Genomic DNA, 15,495 nt, shown 5'->3' with positions numbered 1-15,495 from the left:
TACCAAGCCAAAAGCTCGCTTTTGAGCGCGGGTACTGCCGAGCCGCATCCTACCTTGATAAAAATAAGGAATAACTTTTCGCTCTAAAAGATAACTTTTTTATATAAACAACTCTTCCGGAAAACGGTTATCTTTGTAACGTAACAATAGACAAAAGCGTTTATTATTCACCTTTAAATAATATAATTATGGAATTTATTACAAACGAAAAGCTGACCATTGTAGGTGCAGCCGGTATGATCGGCTCCAACATGGCACAGACTGCAATCATGATGCACCTCACCCCGAACATCTGTTTATACGACCCTTATGCTCCCGGTCTGGAAGGTGTGGCGGAAGAAATGTTCCACTGCGGATTCGAAGGCCTGAACCTGACATTCACATCCGACATTAAAGAGGCTCTGACCAATGCCAAATATGTAGTGTCTTCCGGTGGTGCAGCCCGTAAAGCAGGTATGACCCGTGAGGATTTGCTAAAAGGCAATGCCGCCATTGCCGAAGAATTCGGTAAGAACGTGAAAGCTTACTGCCCGGATGTGAAGCACGTGGTTGTCATCTTTAACCCGGCCGATATTACCGGCCTGATTACATTATTGTACTCAGGATTGAAGCCATCTCAGGTTACAACACTGGCAGCCCTTGACAGTACCCGCCTGCGTAGCGAACTTTCCAAACATTTCGGCATTGCTCCCGATAAGATAGAGAACTGCCGTACATATGGCGGACATGGCGAACAAATGGCTGTATATGCTTCTACCACCAAAGTAGATGGGAAACCGTTGCTGGATATCATCGGCACTCCTGCCCTGACAAAGGAAGAATGGGCAGAAATACAGACCAAAGTTACCAAAGGCGGCGCTAACATTATCGCTTTACGCGGTCGTTCTTCTTTCCAAAGCCCTGCGTATATTTCCATAGAAATGATTGCTGCCGCCATGGGTGGAAAGCCTTTCCGCTGGCCGGCAGGCACATATGTACACAGTCATGGTTTCGACCATATCATGATGGCTATGGAAACCGAAATCAATAAGGACGGTGTGCACTACAAAGAGCTGAAAGGTACTCCCGAAGAAGAGGCTAAACTGAAAGAAAGTTACGCCCACCTCTGTAAACTACGCGACGAAGTTATAGGAATGGGCGTATTGCCGCCCATTAAAGACTGGCACAGTATCAATCCGAATATAGATTAAACAACTACGTAGAAATCTATACTCATAAATAATACAAATATCCCCTTTGTTCTTGTTTTAAAAGCTACAAAGGGGATTTTTCTAATATTTTTCCTCAAAAAGCCTTGTAGTATAAAAAAATATCTTTATCTTTGCACCCGCAAACGGAAAAGGTGCCATAGCTCAGTTGGTAGAGCAAAGGACTGAAAATCCTTGTGTCCCCGGTTCGATTCCTGGTGGCACCACTTTTCGAAAAAGGTATCGGAATGTAGCGCAGTTGGTAGCGCACTACGTTCGGGACGTAGGGGTCGGGCGTTCGAGTCGCCTCATTCCGACACATAGGGTCTAACTCTCAACGAGTTAGACCTTTTTTGTTCCGTTATTGTTCCGCTAAATCTGCAATAAATAAAAATAATAGGTATTTCTGTCTGGGTTTACCTCTTTCTCCCTATCTTTGCAACAAATGCTTTCGGAAGTGTCCGATATAGCTTTTAAATCCAATTAGGGACATCCGGATAAAGATGCCCCTTTTTTATCTTCAACGGTGGGTAAAAAAAGAATATCTAAATAAGTCCCCCAGGTTGCCGGGTTGCGGTCGCACTTAAAACAGATACACAATGTATTAAACCAAAACAAAGCGCAACACATAAAATTATAGTATTGGTTGACAGGTTGACGGTTGACTGTATTGTAATACTTTGTATTATAGATGTTTGCATCAAAAACTACGTCAACTATCTAATTTATGGTATTGTTATAACCTCTCTTTTACTACCATACAAACGAAAGAACCGCTTCCAACACATTTTTGTGTGCATCTGCTTATGTTCTGTATCTCGCCTCCGATTATGCAAAGGTATTGGGTAAGTGTGCTTTGCTCCCTACCAGGTTCTAGCTACCTGGTGCCGTTCAGTCCGTCTATAGGGAAATAGGTAAAGTGTTATTCTTGTGTGTCTAATTCCTTCGTATCTTGCAAGGTGTTGCCCTACCTTATACAATCATTTCTTCATTATTATACTCATGTGCGGGTATTTGGTTTCATGAATCGTCGGTTTCTTGGGCTTTGCTCCTTTGAGTTCTGCAAGTTCCGCCTTGACTTCCTTAAGTTCGTTCAATAAATCCGTATATCCTTCCGTCAATCGGAGGATGTGTTGCATCATTGCTGTGCTGATTTCCATAATAGATGAATATTTGTTTTAGTCGTTATTTCTGCCATCTGCCCGCCAGCCGTATTGCTGGCGGGACGTCATAACGTGATTTCGCTGGTTGAACCTCAACGTGCATCTATGCTTGTTTACGTGGCAATACATTTCCTAATCTCTTCTTTATTTCAGCTATCGAATTATCCAAAGAAGCAATCATTATTTCATAATCTTTGTGTGATGCAGCTACATTATCTACTATCACATTACCAAGTTCTTCAATAGAGGCGCAAATATTGCCTACAAGTTGTCTGTTTTCTTCCATGATATAATGTATTAAGTTAATCACCTACGTAATGAGAACCGAAACGCCCTTTGTTGTTATTGGTATAGTAAGCGGATGTCGGGATTGATAAATCATCATAAACGCTGCGTCTTGCAGGTTCGGCTAAATAAGCTTCCATTGCTTCTTTTTCTGCGTTTATCGCCTCTTCATTAGACACACGCTTCTTTTCGTTAACCCAAGCAAGTTTTAGACAGTCCGCCCAATTCTTTACTTCATGAGTGAGGGAATACAGCTTCATGTACTTCTTAATCTGATGAGCTTCTTTCATTATCTTGCTTAAGTTGTAGCGTTTCATAATTGTATGTATGCTAATCGTTAAACATTTAGTTTTATTATTACGATGCAAACATAACTATAATTATAACGCAAACAAACATTATACAGTTAATAAAAACTAATTCAATATACACATAGTATATTTTTATCCAAAGAATAGCAACTAATACTATAATTTTATATATTTGCAAGAAATAAACTATAAGTATAATTATGAAGTTACGAATATTGGGAATCTGCAAACAAGCAGGAATAACCCAAAAAGAGTTAGCAGAAAGAATAGGATTATCAGCTGTGGGGTTATCTAAGGCAATCAATGGTAATCCTACCAAAGATACTTTGGAGAAAATCGCCAGTGCCCTAAATGTGAGAATAACCGAACTGTTCGAGGAACCAACCAACATAAACGGCTACATTGAATTAGACGGAACTATCCACAAGGTTACGAGTAAGGATGATATTAAGAAGTTAGCGGAGAATTTATAAACTTAACTTAATAAAATAAGGAGGTAATACTATGAGCGAAAAAAAATTCAAAGAATCTGACGTAGTAATAAATACACAAAATGGGAAGGAATATTATATTACTCGGATAGAAAAAGTGTATGATGCAGATTTAAAACATTCAGTTCCTACGGGATATGCTGAATGCCGTCCTAATAATTTGGATGATAATCTGCCAAATTATAATAGATTCCCTATTGACATTTTAGAACTAAAGAAATAAAATATGAAAAAGAAATATATTATAAAAGGAGTTTTAAATTCCTCTGTGTTATTTTTAAATTCTTATGGAACATATAGCCTAATACCTACTTCGGACATATACAGTGATGCAGATAAAATCAAATTCTTTGATTCAAAAGAGGAAGCAGAAAATTGCATATTACAAAATGAATTTCCCCCTGTTACAATAATGGAGATTTTCATATAGATAGAATCAGAATAATTTATTTCTCATAACTGCCAAACGCTCACATTCTGTTTATCTCCCAATGTGAGCGTTTTTTGAGGTTTTCATCAGAATAGTAAGGTCGGAGAATTTCTTGTTTTCAACTTTTCCACTATATTTGCGTATTGCTAATACTAAATATAATACTTATGAACAACCTGATTTCTATTACAATCCTTGTATTTGCATTCCTGCAAATCATTTTGTTTTTCAAATTATGGGGGATGGCTAATAACGTAAAGAAAATAAGTTCAAAACAACTTTCTTTTCTTGATAACAAACGAATAGAAGAAGCTCAAATATGCCTTTTAAAGAACGAATCAGAGAAGGCCTTAGATTTATACCGGCAAGCATTTTTTATGTTTGTTTCCGATTTATATAATAAGACTTTAACCGATGGTTCAGAAAGGAAAAAAGAATATTGGACTGAACATTATGCTAAAATTGTGCGCTTTTTCACCAGACGTTTGCAAAATTTTGATAACTCTATAGATTTTAGTGTTTATGACACCTTTGATAAAGTGGAACAATTAATCATTAGAAAATGATACCGAGGCTACAGAATTGTGGTTGCAAGATTTTATAATCAACAAATACTGCAATTATCTAATTTATAGTATTGGTTGACAGGTTGACGGTTGATAATCGTCAGAACTACTGATATACAAACAATTACATAGGGATATACGTCAACCTCTTAATTTATGGTCGCAAGGAAAAACCCCGAACCGAAATAACCGGAACGGGGCTTCATTGTCTTAATAAACGGTCTCGCCTCACGGCGGTACACTATCTTTAGAATGTGGCTGCGGAAAGCTCCTTTGAAATCCTTTCCACCGCTACACGTATCTTGTCATACTGTTTTTGTCCGGCATTGGTTACACCTGATGTGTATTGCCGCATCAATGAAGCGTTGATACCTGCTAACTCTGCTACCTTAGTAACATTCAGGAATGAGAAATAGTTAAAAAAAGATTGCATATCATACTTGTAGGTAAACTCCAGTTCCGGCACTTCCTTACCTTCTTCTGCCTGCATCTCTTTTATTTCCTCATACGCTTTCATCATATCCTCTTTGGCCGCTTCTGCCGTATCTCCATATCCAGCCAAACCAAAGCCGGGCAAATCTTCCTCTACAAAGCATGAGTAATACCCATCGCTCGCCTTTTCCATGATTACAGTTACTTTCATACTTCCTCTTTTTAGTAAAAGGGGACGGCAATACGCCGACCCCATTGCCTCAACATTTACAGCCTTTTAGGTATGAAGCACAAAGGCGGGGGATTACTCCCCCAAAAGAACCTTTCTTGCTTTACGTTCCATTCCGGTAGGTACTTCTTGTTTACCGTGCCTTGACAAAGCAAATTTGTTTCCCGTTTTAGGGCTATACCAAATATCATGGTTTGCCCCATGCCTGAGAACGTAACAACCTGCTGCGGTAAGTTCCGCAAAAAACTGATTGTACTTCATAATGTAAAAGACCGTTTATTTATTAAGACAATACAAAGATAGCGTTTTTGCTATAATTCACCAAATAAAAACATAACTATTTTGCTACATTTGTGAAAAACATGCCTTTATTAATCACTCAACGCAAAAATACGTTTAGCTTTTGTTTCAACGACTTACGAAAATGCAACCGGCAAAGTAACCCGCCCTCATTCTGTTTTAGGGCATGTAAATCAGCCTATAACCCTTTTTCTATCTCCTGCCAAAGTGTTATCATTTCCTTTGTCGGTTCCTTGTCCTTGCCTAAAAACTCAAAGTCACTCCTTTTGTATGGTGTACCCTCAAAGTTTATAAAGTCAAGAAGGTAGTTTTTAGCCCTTACAGGGTACAGGTAACACAGTTTTCGGTATTCCCTATATTGTTCGTTTGAAAGTGGCTGATAAAGCTTTATTTCTTGATAAGCGAAAACGACTTCATACATTCCGCCACCTGCATAAATGACACGGAGCGAAAAAGGCTTGTTCGTTTCGATTATGTTTTTCTGCTTTCTCCCCATTTCGCTACATCTTTTTACTCCTTCAACTTGATTTCAAGCTGTTTTCGGGAAAGCATCCAGTTCTCCAGCATGACATTAAAACGGTGTAGCTTGGAGTAGTACTTACTAACTCTCTTACCGTAAGGGGTTACTTTTCCTTTGTACGTTTTCTTGCCGTACTTGCGTTCTGGACTATCGTTTTTACCAAAGCTGGAAAGAAGCCGGTTTATTCTGCTCTCGTTTTGATAGCTGTAAACATGACAGAAAGCATATCTGCTGGCTATCACCTTGCCGTTAAGGAATAGTGTCCGGCATTTACGCCCGGTATAGGGGCAAAGGAAATACCAAACCTGCCCTTTCCCTAAATTGCTCGGTTCTGAACAGAGAGAAACAGTTACCTTTCTGTGCTCTCCTTCATAGTCCCAATAAAAAAGCATTTCATTCTTATTCAAGAAAACAACGGCGGTATATTGAATGCCTTTGAGAGTGAAACGTGCACACAACGTTGCATCCGTTTCTGATTGCCGTTTTATCAACTCCTTTAAGTTTGATAATGTAATTCTTGGTATGTAATCTATAAATGTTGCCATATCTCAAATTTCTGCCTAAATACTTAGCGAATATCCGTTTTCTTCATGTACATATACATAAATACCCTAACCAATGGTTCGGGCAGACTTCCCTATTATAGAAAACCCACCCGAAAGACAATAAATTACTGATAGGGATTTTATCCTTTCATCGTTTAAGTGTTAACCCTTTAGTGTTTAATGTGTCAATACCGTTTTTCACGGCATACATGTATTCCCTCATTTCTACAAGATTAGACGTATAGTTATCAATGTTTGCCAAGTGGTTAAGAGCATCCCTGCTTTGGCTTTCAATTGCTTTAGCCGTTCTTTCTATATCCGTAGTTAATGAAAGACCGGAAGAGGCATAGTTCAAAAGACTGTCAATGCCATTAGCCATACGGTTGACATTTTCGTTGATGGAGTATGTATGCCCCATCATTGTTGTAGCCATTCCGTCTATTTTGTCTACACTATCTTGCGATGCTGTAATTCCCGTTTTCTGTGAAGCCTCACGGGTGGAATCAGGAGAGAACACATCAAATCCCATATCTCCCGCCGATTGACGGAAAGCTTCGTATAGCTGTTTGGCCTCATCTTGTTTGGCGACTGCATCATTCGTCAGTCCCTTAAGTATATTAGTCCACTGGGAGAACCTTTGCTCGTCCGTAAGATTTTGATTTTTCATCACGGTCATCATTTCTTTTTGTGCTTCTTCGAGTAACGGGCCAAGCGTAACGGAATAAATCATCTGCTCTGCTAATGTCTCCAACATTTCAGAAACAGATTGTGTAAATGATTCAGCCGCATCTGTGCCATTCTTGAATGCGTCTACGAGCGCATGGCTCATGCTGCCTCCCAGTTCTCCGAAAATATCCGTCATGTAATCATTCAAAGAATCGAATGCGGCTTCTGCCTGTTCTGCAAGGTCTATCATTCCTTGCAAGGCGGCTTTATCCTCGTCAGACATTTCACGGGTATTTATGATAGATTCCGCCAATTCTTTATTGAATTCTCCGTTGGCATCTATTAATTCAGGATAGACATCAAGAACGGAAGTATAGACATCATGCTGTTTTTTCCAGAACCATGCACCAGTAGTATAGCTTCCGGTCTTAATTTCAATATCGGCAAGACCGGAATAACGGTCTTTCGATTGGGAATAATTCCTATTAAAAACTTTATCAAGAGCTACACTGCCGGTTTTCCTATATGCAAATTTCTTTTGCTGTTCCGTAGTTCCTGCCAATTCCTTGTTTAAATCTGATATGGCATCCTTTAATACACGAACCGCATTTTCTGCTTTGGCATAAGAATCAACGCCAAATATCGTACTGGCTTTCTCATACAAGAGATTTTGTTCCAGCAAAAGCAGGTTATATTCCCTTTGTTGCGCTATTGTATCATTCATTACATCTTCAAGGACTTGCCTGTGCTTAGCTGTTTCTTGTGCTCCTTTCCCTATCAAAGAGAATATTTCACCGACAGCCGCAAAAGCCCCGGCTACCGGGCCGCCCGTTGCAAAAGCCTGGCCGATATTGGAAATCGAGCTCAAGACTTCTCCCAAACTTCCTATAACATTGGCGGCACTGTCCTTGCCCATAGCTTCAAACATTGTGGCTATCTCTCCGGCCGCTTGCCCTGCCGCACCGGAAATCATACCAATAGCACCGGAAATTTCCTTAAAACCTTGTGCGCTTTTTAAGTCGGCAAAACCCGTTTTGAATGTCTCGAAAATATTGCTCCATTTGTTTTGCTTCTTCCCAGCCCCTAACAGTTTATCAAGTGCCTTTTTAAGTTTATCCAATTCTTCCGGACTTTCTTCTATGGCTTTGAGTTGTTCGGGGGATATGAACGTAATACCTTCCTTATTATCTTTCCCTGAAAGATAGCTCCTTAGCTGCCGTGCCTGTTTCAGTAATTCGGACAAATCGGAAAACGCCATTTGTGAGACATCCCCGAAGAGCATCCTTAAAAAATCATTATCTTGGTTAGCCAAAGCTTTGTTCTCCTCATCTGTCACTGCCTGAATGCTTTCTTTTGCCTTGTCTTTGGCTACTTGTATGGCACGGTCTATTTCTTCTGCATTGCTTTCTGTACGCTGTCTCCTTAAGAAAAATATATCATCATTCATCTGTTTCTCAATGGCAGTCCTTTGAGCCGCAAAATCACGGTATTTTGCAAGAGTATTGGATAGTAGCTTTGCGGTGGCACTCTGTTGTAGCTGATATGCTGCTGAATATTCTGCATCCAATTCTGTCCGTTTATCTTGTGGCAACTCCGTAACAGTGGATGTGAACTGTAATCCTTTCTTCTGATAATCAGGGTTTGCCTGTTTCCACTGTTCATATTCCGCATCCTGTAAAGTCTGCAAAAGTTCTCTTTCCCTTTTTTGAATTTCCACTATTTTGGTGTCATAGTTAGCGTTTATTTGTGCCAACTCTTTCACATTCCCGTCTTGCATCAAATCCGCTACCATTTTTTGCGCATTCAGTTGGCTTTGGGTAATGGTGTCTAAAATGTCCTGCTCGGATTTCTTTATGGCTTTCTGCTGCAAATAGGAATCAAGATATTTGACCTCCTTGTCCTTTTCAGGTGTTTTTGCTGGGTCAAAAAGAAGGTCAGAAATATTTATTGAATCTTCCAGCCTCTTAATCGTTTCATCAATGCTTGCAATTTTTGTCGTTAAAACATCGACTTCTTTAGAGAATTTACTTACATCCCCAGCTGCATCAGCAAGCTCTTTAGAACCAGCAGTAATCGGGGCAAATGCAGCGCCCGCCGTATTCCTTACATTGCCCGCTTCCTGTAAATCTTGTAAACTTTTTGTTTCTTCAAGGTTCTTCTTTGCTTGTAGCAACTGTTCTTCCAGTTCTATGCGTTCTTCTTGTTTTTCAGTAATTTTACTAACATAAGCCCTCGCTTTGGCGTTATTTATTATAGATTGTGTCAGACTATCATAAGCAGCTTTAGCCTTTCCTAGCATAATAGTTTGGTTGCTCATACTCTCAAAAGAAGAGGCAAATTCTTCTTTTAATGCTTTGACCGCTTTAGTCTGCGATTCCGTCCCTTTAGAAGCGTCTACGGCTGCATTGTACAATAGTCTCAACCTTGTTAGTTGTTCCTGCGCTTCTTTACGTCCTTCTAAACTTGCATCGTTATATGCAGTTAACGCCTCTTTAAGTACATCTATATTCTCTTTAGCCTTGAATAATCCTTTCACCCAGTCTGCAAGTTCGTTACCATAAGAGGACAGGAGAGTAATGCCGACAACCAAAGCCGTCTGCCATCCTAATAATGATTTTGCAAGCTGTTTCCATACCGGAGTGCCTTGTTTCCCTTCATCCTTTAGTGCTTTTAGACGGTCTTGCGCTAACTTGATTTCATCAATCAACATCGGAAGGTTATTTGAAATAGCAAGGAAAAAAGTATTCATGGAAACTGCTAAAGACGGAAGTTCACGAGCCAGTTGTTGCACCTGTACATTAAGACCGTTCCAACCTGAAGCATAGTTGCCTACATTTCGGTAAAATCTCATAGATGCCTGTTCCGCTTCGTTAAGTTCCTTTGTCACCGACTGAATTTGTATAATCAGTTCCTTGCCGGTGGCACCGTTACGCAAACCACGTGATAGATTGTCATATTGGAACGTCAGCAATGAGAGTTGTCTGCGAAGCTGGGCAATGGAACCATCAGCCGCCTTTTGGACTTTTATAATATTCTCCTGCTCTTTGGCAAACGAACGCATTTCGTCAGCCGCAACCTTCAACTGTGCTTTCAGCCCGGCATACTGTTTTACAGCGTTTGCCCCGGAAACCGAGCTTCTCTGAGCCGCCGACATCATATCTATTTCGTCAGTTACAGATTTAAGCTGTTCTTTAACTCCCCTCAAGGAATCCGCATAATGTTTTATACTATCGCTCGTTTCATCTGTTTCTTTCCGTATCTTTTGGGAACTGTCAACAACCCCTTTGGCTATATCCACTTGCGCCAAAGCTGTTTGGATTTCCGCAAACTTCTTTTGCATGGTGTCAAGCTCCGTCTTTATTTTTCTAAACTCTTCATACAGTTTATCGTATTTCGGAGAGAACTTTGCTAACTTATCCATCTCCTTACGCACTTCCTGTATGCGTTTTACCAACTGCGTAAATCTTGCAATATCTGCGTCTATATTAAATCTCAATCCTGCCATAACTGATAAAAATAATGGTTATTTACTAAATTTCTTACCGACTTCCGTAACGATATGTAAAGCGCCCTGAGAAATGACCTCACGTCCCTTGCCCTCAACGTAAGATGCGTATTCCATACCATCGGCAATGATAATTCCGTTTTGGGGACGCTTACCGTAAATCAATAGATTCTCCGTCTTGCTTTTGGCGTCCTCATGTCCGGGTTCTGCCGGTACATACATATCTACGATTTCACCATTTATCACGACTGCCGAACCGGGTGCACTACGTAGGTTGTGGGTATGGTTTTGGTAGTCCCCCGTTTCTTTTGAGTAGTCCACGCCGGCATGGGCTACTTCTATCATACCTTGTTTGATTTCGTTCTCTGCATCTTCCAAGAACTCATCTAAGCCGGAAAAATCAACTTCTACTTTCATTTTTTCGCCGTTGCTGTCATTTCACATATCTTCTGTGCCATAATTCCGTATTTTTGGGCATTGAGCAAGATGTCTGAAAATAAGATTTGAAAGGCATCTTCAAGTTCGGTTCTTTGACCTAAAGAAAAGTCTTTCGCCAAAGAGAGGTTCCCGGCAAGCAGAAGAGACAATGCATTGCATATTGTCGGTGTGTCCATGCTGTTACATAATTCCGTAATGTTGTTACAGTGCAAAGAAAGTTCTTGTATTTCCTTACATGCCTTACTTATGTTGTTTACTGAAACAGACGTACAATCGTATGCCCGTTGTGCGATAATTATTGTATTATTCATTATTGTTCAATTGTTTTATTCTACAATCCGTAAATGTCCCGTTTAAATATGGTTGGCAAGAGATGTTGGCTTTGTCGGGACAATAGACATAAACCAACATCTCTATCTTGCTATTCCATGTCGGGTAATCCGCCCGCCCATTGCTTTGCAAGCCCTTCTGCCGATACCGCAAAATCTTCCTTTCGATATTCAATGCCCAGATGTTTGCAAATGGCTTTGTTCTCATATTCCGACTGCAAAGCCCATTGTTCATAGGGGGTGTTTGCAATCGCACACTTTTCATCCATCCCGGCAAAGAAGTTGATTCTATTAACCGGGCTTTCATTCAATTGCCGTTGAAAGGCATCGAATTTTTTCCGTTCTTCTTGTGTCATTTTTTGTTGGTTTTAAATAAATTCATAGTTTTCTTTTTCCTCGTGGAAATTGCCGTCTCCATCGAGCCAGCAAAGACATCTCCGAGAATCCAGTGATGTACTGATACCCTTACCGAAGAAACGGTTGTGACTGACAAGTGCGTTAAGTTCGTCAATTGCCTGCCGGACATTATCCACAAGCAGTTTCGCCTGTTCTCTGTTCTCTGTCGGCAAGATGGTATATTCCGCATCTTTCTCCTCAATCCAACGGGAAGAGACCTGTACAACTCCGTCCGTGACCTCGTATGCCTTAATTTCCAACGGGTTCTGCGTGTGGTAAAGCAACGCTTTTCTCAATGCGTCTGCATTCCGTGAGACAGCATCATTTAGATATTCCAGAGTTTCGGTATAATCTGCATTACTCCGAAATTTGACCTTCGAGCGTGCCGCTTCTTCCTTAGCCATATTTTCAGCCTGTTTGTACAATTTGGAACATACGGATGCCAAATCTTTCAGCTCATCGGTCGTAAAACAGAAACCGGTTTCAAGCATCGTGTTTACAATAGGCTGAATTTTGCTGCATTCCGCCTTATGACGGTTGATTACTTTCTCCAGTCCGTTTTTTCTAATCTTTTCCATGAAATAAAATTTAAATTATTAATAAATAAGTATTTAGTTAAATAACATAGGATTCATCCCTACGAATATGAAATTTCCCTCTGCATCGGTTCTAATCCATTCCGGCACGCCCCCGAACATCTCATTGAACTTTGCCTGACCGATAGTCTTTTCCGCCATATCTTCTACTGACTCATAACCGTTGGCTTTGGCAACAATTTGACCGTGTATGATTTCTACTTCCATTCCTAAGCATCTTTGTAGGTTATCCCGTAATCCTTGCATATCTCGAAGAAAGAGCCGATTCCGATACGCTTCCCAGTACGCAATAGGTTGGAAAACTTCTTGTCGGTTTCAGCGTATTTATACTTTGTGTTCTGTCTGCTGCATATATGGAAGAAGGAACGGCCGCTTTCACCCAATGAAGCCAACGCACAACCGACCGTAAACCAGTCCTTGTAATCGCCTGTGATGTCTATTCCGTTGGCTTCTATCTTCTCACAGCACTTTGCCACCTTATCCAATACGTTATCACCGCCTGAATATTGATAACTGTTTGTCGGACGTGGCTCTTTGTAATATCCATCGTAGGGGATTGCCTCAACATTGATATAAGGTTCCGCATCATAGGACAAACAGCGCATCCGGGTTACATCACCGCAAGCAGGATCTATAATGATACCTATCCGTGCAAAGTCCTGTTTCAGCTTCTCGAATTGCCCTTTATGTGCGTGGGGGTATTTCAACGGAATAATGACAAAATAGCCGTTGCCGCTTACCGAAAGACTGATATAGGCTATTTCTTTCAACTTGCAAAGCTCCTGCTTTATTTCGTCCCAGTTATCTATATGTAAATTATCCTTTCGGTCAATATCCACGCAGATAAGCCCGGAATGTCTTACAAGGTTTTCCGCTTTCCGTGTCGGCTGGAATAACCCACTTATGCAAGCCATAGGCAAACGCTTCTTTACCTCGTTCTTTTCTTCCTTTGTCGGCAAAGAACGCAGGCGTTCAATCTCCGAAACGTGCTTCTTGCTGAAAAGGAAATCACGGAGTTTGCACGTTGTGCCGTACACATCTTTCACACCGTTATAAACGGAAATCTCTACATCAAAAATATCTTTCTTCATAATCTTATAAAAATTAGTAGACGGTTGACCGGTTGTCGGATTGTTACTATTAAACTTTTAATTTATAGGTGTTTATGCAATTTTATCAGTCTATCTCTATGCTTAAGCTTTTGAAAAACCACAAGTTACAAGGTTGACGCAGTTTTGTTTATATCTTGTTGTATATCAACACTTTCAGTATCTGTCAACCGACAACCTGTCAACTTAGGGTATTTCTTTAGGCATTTTGATATGTATTGCTTTGAAACCCCAATCGCATCAGCAACAGCGCTTTGACTGACCGGGTTAGTCAAATGGTAAACATTAGCTATCATTTCCTCTTTACCCATTGTTTTCGCTTCCGGCTGTTTTCTGTTTTCCGTCAGCTTCATATACACCTTTTCCGCACATCTCTCGAAGTAACCCATACATCTGATTGAATACTCCATTTCTTTCGGCAAAATACGGCTCATACCCGTATTATCTCCTAACAGGTGTGTTATCAAAGCCCAGCGTTCCACTATGATTTGCAGTTTTGAATATACGGCACACATGTAGCTATCATCCGTACTTTGCTTCTTTACCTGTAATTCGTTATAGTATTCGATATAGAGACGTTTTGCCTCATCAATGATATAGACCGTATCGCATCCACCAGCCTTGAAATCTGCATCCAATAAAGCATTAATGTAACTGCTCCATGCTTCCCGTACCTCTTTGCTGATAGACTTCTCCGAATACATTGCAGACGGATTTTCATCCGGGTAAACGAATAGCCACCTTTGATTAAAGCCGTTGTTCATAAGCAGGTCGTTACCGAATGTGTCCGCAAGTACGTCAGGCTGAATTGTTCCTAAAACACCCATAAATGGCTCTTCGACTAATAGCGTATCATCTGACTTTCGGTTTATTACAATGTTATCAGAATCAAAGACCGATAATAATTGGCTTACCTCGCCACTCTTGTTATATCGTCCTATATCGTCAAGAAAGCCCTTTATTTCGTCCCTGTAAAGCAATATTCCGTTGTGGCTGGTAGATAATACCTGGTTCCTCGCTTCGGGTGTGGAATCGCTTAAAAGCAACTGCCTGAATATCGGTCTTTCCTTATGCTCATCCTTTGAATCCTTGAAAACCTTCAGCTCTTCCCTGTATGCCTTGTATTCGTTTGCGTCCCTATCCTTTAAAGGTTGCAGAATGAAGCGTACAGGGGTGGACTTGTTAGAACCGGACGGGGCGACTGCACACGCCCAAAGACACGGATAGTTAAAATACTTGCTATCGGAAATCCTTATTTTTTTGCCGACTGCTACACCGACCGCACTAAACATTGCAGCCAGTACTATATCACGGCTGCACTGATACACTTCCGACACTTCTCTAATTATCTCTTGTGTATTTGCTGAAAGCCCGTCAATAGGTAATACAAGCACATCGGACAAAGTTTTGTTATTTACACTTATGTTCATGGCTTTAATTTTATACCGTTCCAGAAATCACAAAAAAGTGAAGGCTGTTTATCGTCTTTGAAGTATTCCCGGTTGCTCGTATAGAATCCGGCTTTCCTGTGTGATATGGGACATTTGCCGGATGATACCTTACGGATATTGCCGCTTTTCTTCATCTTGTCTATAAAACGACAAATATTGGCAATCCTTACACCTGTTTCCCGCTCGGCCTGATACATGGTTTTAGGGGATTCCGCAAAACACTCTGATAACAGTTTTATTTGGGAGATTTTACTTTCTTCATTCATTGTGTCCCCCTTTCTCTGCCAGCCAGTATAATTTGCAACCGTTTGACAACCGAATATCCTGGATGTTCATGCCTTCCTTATGGCGTAATTCAGAAATAGCCTTACGGGCATCATTAAAGCCTACCAGTTCATTAATCCGCCTGGCTGTAAATTTATCGCCTGATAAAAATAGTTTTCTGACAGCCCTGATATTTCGGGAAGAATTAGTATCTTTGCCCTCGTAGTTGGGGAGATTGGTAGTCGATGAGGCTACCTTTTTCTTTTCTTTCATAGTCACGCC

The 15,495-nt window shown here is 40.6% G+C and carries 22 protein-coding genes and 2 tRNA genes; 7 read left to right on the top strand and 17 right to left on the bottom strand.

The window, feature by feature from the left end; all coding sequences use genetic code 11:
* Positions 1-188: 188 nt before the first annotated feature.
* From NQ565_RS05270 to NQ565_RS05260, 3 genes are all read left to right on the top strand, one after another.
* Positions 189-1,190 (top strand): malate dehydrogenase, encoded by a 1,002-nt coding sequence (locus NQ565_RS05270; protein WP_005652438.1) that lies wholly within the window; start codon positions 189-191, stop codon positions 1,188-1,190.
* Positions 1,191-1,341: 151 nt separating this feature from the next.
* Positions 1,342-1,414 (top strand) — tRNA-Phe (locus NQ565_RS05265).
* 17 nt (positions 1,415-1,431) lie between these two features.
* A tRNA-Pro gene (locus NQ565_RS05260) sits at positions 1,432-1,504 on the top strand.
* Between the two features lie 663 nt (positions 1,505-2,167).
* Here NQ565_RS05260 and NQ565_RS05255 read toward each other — a convergent pair.
* From NQ565_RS05255 to NQ565_RS05245, 3 genes are all read right to left on the bottom strand, one after another.
* Entirely contained in the window at positions 2,168-2,347 is a 180-nt protein-coding gene (locus tag NQ565_RS05255) for a hypothetical protein (RefSeq protein ID WP_005652442.1), read from the bottom strand.
* Between the two features lie 106 nt (positions 2,348-2,453).
* Entirely contained in the window at positions 2,454-2,636 is a 183-nt protein-coding gene (locus tag NQ565_RS05250) for a hypothetical protein (protein ID WP_005652444.1), read from the bottom strand.
* 16 nt (positions 2,637-2,652) lie between these two features.
* The gene (locus NQ565_RS05245) at positions 2,653-2,952 is read right to left on the bottom strand and encodes a hypothetical protein (protein ID WP_005652445.1); all 300 of its coding nucleotides are present in this window, start codon (positions 2,950-2,952) and stop codon (positions 2,653-2,655) included.
* A 194-nt stretch (positions 2,953-3,146) separates the two neighbouring features.
* On the opposite strand from NQ565_RS05245, the gene NQ565_RS05240 reads away from it, so the two are divergent.
* The 4 genes from NQ565_RS05240 (at position 3,147) to NQ565_RS05225 (ending at position 4,433) form a co-directional block, all read left to right on the top strand.
* Positions 3,147-3,419, top strand: coding sequence for a helix-turn-helix domain-containing protein (locus NQ565_RS05240; protein WP_005652447.1), 273 nt, complete (start codon positions 3,147-3,149; stop codon positions 3,417-3,419).
* Positions 3,420-3,450: 31 nt separating this feature from the next.
* Positions 3,451-3,660: a hypothetical protein gene (locus NQ565_RS05235; RefSeq protein ID WP_005652449.1), complete on the top strand. Its 210-nt coding sequence runs from the start codon at positions 3,451-3,453 to the stop codon at positions 3,658-3,660.
* A 3-nt stretch (positions 3,661-3,663) separates the two neighbouring features.
* Positions 3,664-3,867, top strand: coding sequence for a hypothetical protein (locus tag NQ565_RS05230; protein ID WP_005652450.1), 204 nt, complete (start codon positions 3,664-3,666; stop codon positions 3,865-3,867).
* A 167-nt stretch (positions 3,868-4,034) separates the two neighbouring features.
* Positions 4,035-4,433: a hypothetical protein gene (locus NQ565_RS05225; RefSeq protein ID WP_005652452.1), complete on the top strand. Its 399-nt coding sequence runs from the start codon at positions 4,035-4,037 to the stop codon at positions 4,431-4,433.
* A gap of 247 nt (positions 4,434-4,680) precedes the next feature.
* Here NQ565_RS05225 and NQ565_RS05220 read toward each other — a convergent pair whose 3' ends face one another.
* From NQ565_RS05220 to NQ565_RS05160, 14 genes are all read right to left on the bottom strand, one after another.
* Positions 4,681-5,076: a type II toxin-antitoxin system HicB family antitoxin gene (locus NQ565_RS05220; RefSeq protein WP_005652454.1), complete on the bottom strand. Its 396-nt coding sequence runs from the start codon at positions 5,074-5,076 to the stop codon at positions 4,681-4,683.
* 93 nt (positions 5,077-5,169) lie between these two features.
* Positions 5,170-5,355: a type II toxin-antitoxin system HicA family toxin gene (locus NQ565_RS16960; protein WP_005652458.1), complete on the bottom strand. Its 186-nt coding sequence runs from the start codon at positions 5,353-5,355 to the stop codon at positions 5,170-5,172.
* A 217-nt stretch (positions 5,356-5,572) separates the two neighbouring features.
* Positions 5,573-5,890: a hypothetical protein gene (locus NQ565_RS05215; protein WP_005652459.1), complete on the bottom strand. Its 318-nt coding sequence runs from the start codon at positions 5,888-5,890 to the stop codon at positions 5,573-5,575.
* A gap of 14 nt (positions 5,891-5,904) precedes the next feature.
* Positions 5,905-6,459 carry a hypothetical protein gene (locus tag NQ565_RS05210; protein ID WP_005652461.1) on the bottom strand — a complete coding sequence of 185 codons (555 nt, stop codon included), beginning with the start codon at positions 6,457-6,459 and terminating at the stop codon, positions 5,905-5,907.
* Positions 6,460-6,607: 148 nt separating this feature from the next.
* The gene (locus NQ565_RS05205; protein ID WP_005652463.1) at positions 6,608-10,630 is read right to left on the bottom strand and encodes a coiled-coil domain-containing protein; all 4,023 of its coding nucleotides are present in this window, start codon (positions 10,628-10,630) and stop codon (positions 6,608-6,610) included.
* An 18-nt stretch (positions 10,631-10,648) separates the two neighbouring features.
* Positions 10,649-11,047: a hypothetical protein gene (locus tag NQ565_RS05200; RefSeq protein WP_005652465.1), complete on the bottom strand. Its 399-nt coding sequence runs from the start codon at positions 11,045-11,047 to the stop codon at positions 10,649-10,651.
* Entirely contained in the window at positions 11,044-11,379 is a 336-nt protein-coding gene (locus NQ565_RS05195) for a hypothetical protein (protein ID WP_005652467.1), read from the bottom strand. Before NQ565_RS05195 ends, NQ565_RS05200 begins: the two co-directional genes overlap by 4 nt.
* 110 nt (positions 11,380-11,489) lie before the next feature.
* Positions 11,490-11,753 (bottom strand): hypothetical protein, encoded by a 264-nt coding sequence (locus tag NQ565_RS05190; protein WP_005652468.1) that lies wholly within the window; start codon positions 11,751-11,753, stop codon positions 11,490-11,492.
* A gap of 12 nt (positions 11,754-11,765) precedes the next feature.
* Positions 11,766-12,371, bottom strand: coding sequence for a hypothetical protein (locus NQ565_RS05185; protein ID WP_005652470.1), 606 nt, complete (start codon positions 12,369-12,371; stop codon positions 11,766-11,768).
* A 33-nt stretch (positions 12,372-12,404) separates the two neighbouring features.
* Complete coding sequence (locus tag NQ565_RS05180) at positions 12,405-12,596, bottom strand: hypothetical protein (protein WP_005652471.1); 192 nt, start codon at positions 12,594-12,596, stop codon at positions 12,405-12,407.
* A 2-nt stretch (positions 12,597-12,598) separates the two neighbouring features.
* The gene (locus tag NQ565_RS05175) at positions 12,599-13,480 is read right to left on the bottom strand and encodes a BT4734/BF3469 family protein (protein WP_005652473.1); all 882 of its coding nucleotides are present in this window, start codon (positions 13,478-13,480) and stop codon (positions 12,599-12,601) included.
* 125 nt (positions 13,481-13,605) lie between these two features.
* Positions 13,606-14,928: a YfjI family protein gene (locus NQ565_RS05170; protein ID WP_259830818.1), complete on the bottom strand. Its 1,323-nt coding sequence runs from the start codon at positions 14,926-14,928 to the stop codon at positions 13,606-13,608.
* Positions 14,925-15,215, bottom strand: a complete 291-nt coding sequence (locus tag NQ565_RS05165; RefSeq protein ID WP_005652475.1) for a hypothetical protein — start codon at positions 15,213-15,215, stop codon at positions 14,925-14,927. The genes NQ565_RS05170 and NQ565_RS05165 overlap by 4 nt, the downstream gene beginning before the upstream one ends.
* Positions 15,208-15,486 carry a hypothetical protein gene (locus NQ565_RS05160; RefSeq protein WP_259830816.1) on the bottom strand — a complete coding sequence of 93 codons (279 nt, stop codon included), beginning with the start codon at positions 15,484-15,486 and terminating at the stop codon, positions 15,208-15,210. The genes NQ565_RS05165 and NQ565_RS05160 overlap by 8 nt, the downstream gene beginning before the upstream one ends.
* Between the last annotated feature and the right edge of the window lie 9 nt (positions 15,487-15,495).

It is taken from the genome of Bacteroides stercoris ATCC 43183 (assembly GCF_025147325.1).
In the GTDB taxonomy this organism is placed as follows: Bacteria; Bacteroidota; Bacteroidia; order Bacteroidales; family Bacteroidaceae; genus Bacteroides; species Bacteroides stercoris.
Note: the sequence above shows the minus strand (reverse complement) of the source record. Positions and strands in the feature narration are given on the sequence as shown.

Coding starts and splice junctions, on each gene's coding strand:
- NQ565_RS05210 (WP_005652461.1), bottom strand. CDS start 6,459: ATGGCAACATTTATAGATTACATACCAAGAATTACATTATCAAACTTA.
- NQ565_RS05225 (WP_005652452.1), top strand. CDS start 4,035: ATGAACAACCTGATTTCTATTACAATCCTTGTATTTGCATTCCTGCAA.
- NQ565_RS05160 (WP_259830816.1), bottom strand. CDS start 15,486: ATGAAAGAAAAGAAAAAGGTAGCCTCATCGACTACCAATCTCCCCAAC.
- NQ565_RS05240 (WP_005652447.1), top strand. CDS start 3,147: ATGAAGTTACGAATATTGGGAATCTGCAAACAAGCAGGAATAACCCAA.
- NQ565_RS05165 (WP_005652475.1), bottom strand. CDS start 15,215: ATGAATGAAGAAAGTAAAATCTCCCAAATAAAACTGTTATCAGAGTGT.
- NQ565_RS05250 (WP_005652444.1), bottom strand. CDS start 2,636: ATGGAAGAAAACAGACAACTTGTAGGCAATATTTGCGCCTCTATTGAA.
- NQ565_RS16960 (WP_005652458.1), bottom strand. CDS start 5,355: ATGAAGTACAATCAGTTTTTTGCGGAACTTACCGCAGCAGGTTGTTAC.
- NQ565_RS05205 (WP_005652463.1), bottom strand. CDS start 10,630: ATGGCAGGATTGAGATTTAATATAGACGCAGATATTGCAAGATTTACG.
- NQ565_RS05200 (WP_005652465.1), bottom strand. CDS start 11,047: ATGAAAGTAGAAGTTGATTTTTCCGGCTTAGATGAGTTCTTGGAAGAT.
- NQ565_RS05220 (WP_005652454.1), bottom strand. CDS start 5,076: ATGAAAGTAACTGTAATCATGGAAAAGGCGAGCGATGGGTATTACTCA.
- NQ565_RS05230 (WP_005652450.1), top strand. CDS start 3,664: ATGAAAAAGAAATATATTATAAAAGGAGTTTTAAATTCCTCTGTGTTA.
- NQ565_RS05185 (WP_005652470.1), bottom strand. CDS start 12,371: ATGGAAAAGATTAGAAAAAACGGACTGGAGAAAGTAATCAACCGTCAT.
- NQ565_RS05255 (WP_005652442.1), bottom strand. CDS start 2,347: ATGGAAATCAGCACAGCAATGATGCAACACATCCTCCGATTGACGGAA.
- NQ565_RS05175 (WP_005652473.1), bottom strand. CDS start 13,480: ATGAAGAAAGATATTTTTGATGTAGAGATTTCCGTTTATAACGGTGTG.
- NQ565_RS05215 (WP_005652459.1), bottom strand. CDS start 5,890: ATGGGGAGAAAGCAGAAAAACATAATCGAAACGAACAAGCCTTTTTCG.
- NQ565_RS05170 (WP_259830818.1), bottom strand. CDS start 14,928: ATGAACATAAGTGTAAATAACAAAACTTTGTCCGATGTGCTTGTATTA.
- NQ565_RS05235 (WP_005652449.1), top strand. CDS start 3,451: ATGAGCGAAAAAAAATTCAAAGAATCTGACGTAGTAATAAATACACAA.
- NQ565_RS05245 (WP_005652445.1), bottom strand. CDS start 2,952: ATGAAACGCTACAACTTAAGCAAGATAATGAAAGAAGCTCATCAGATT.
- NQ565_RS05195 (WP_005652467.1), bottom strand. CDS start 11,379: ATGAATAATACAATAATTATCGCACAACGGGCATACGATTGTACGTCT.
- NQ565_RS05180 (WP_005652471.1), bottom strand. CDS start 12,596: ATGGAAGTAGAAATCATACACGGTCAAATTGTTGCCAAAGCCAACGGT.
- NQ565_RS05270 (WP_005652438.1), top strand. CDS start 189: ATGGAATTTATTACAAACGAAAAGCTGACCATTGTAGGTGCAGCCGGT.
- NQ565_RS05190 (WP_005652468.1), bottom strand. CDS start 11,753: ATGACACAAGAAGAACGGAAAAAATTCGATGCCTTTCAACGGCAATTG.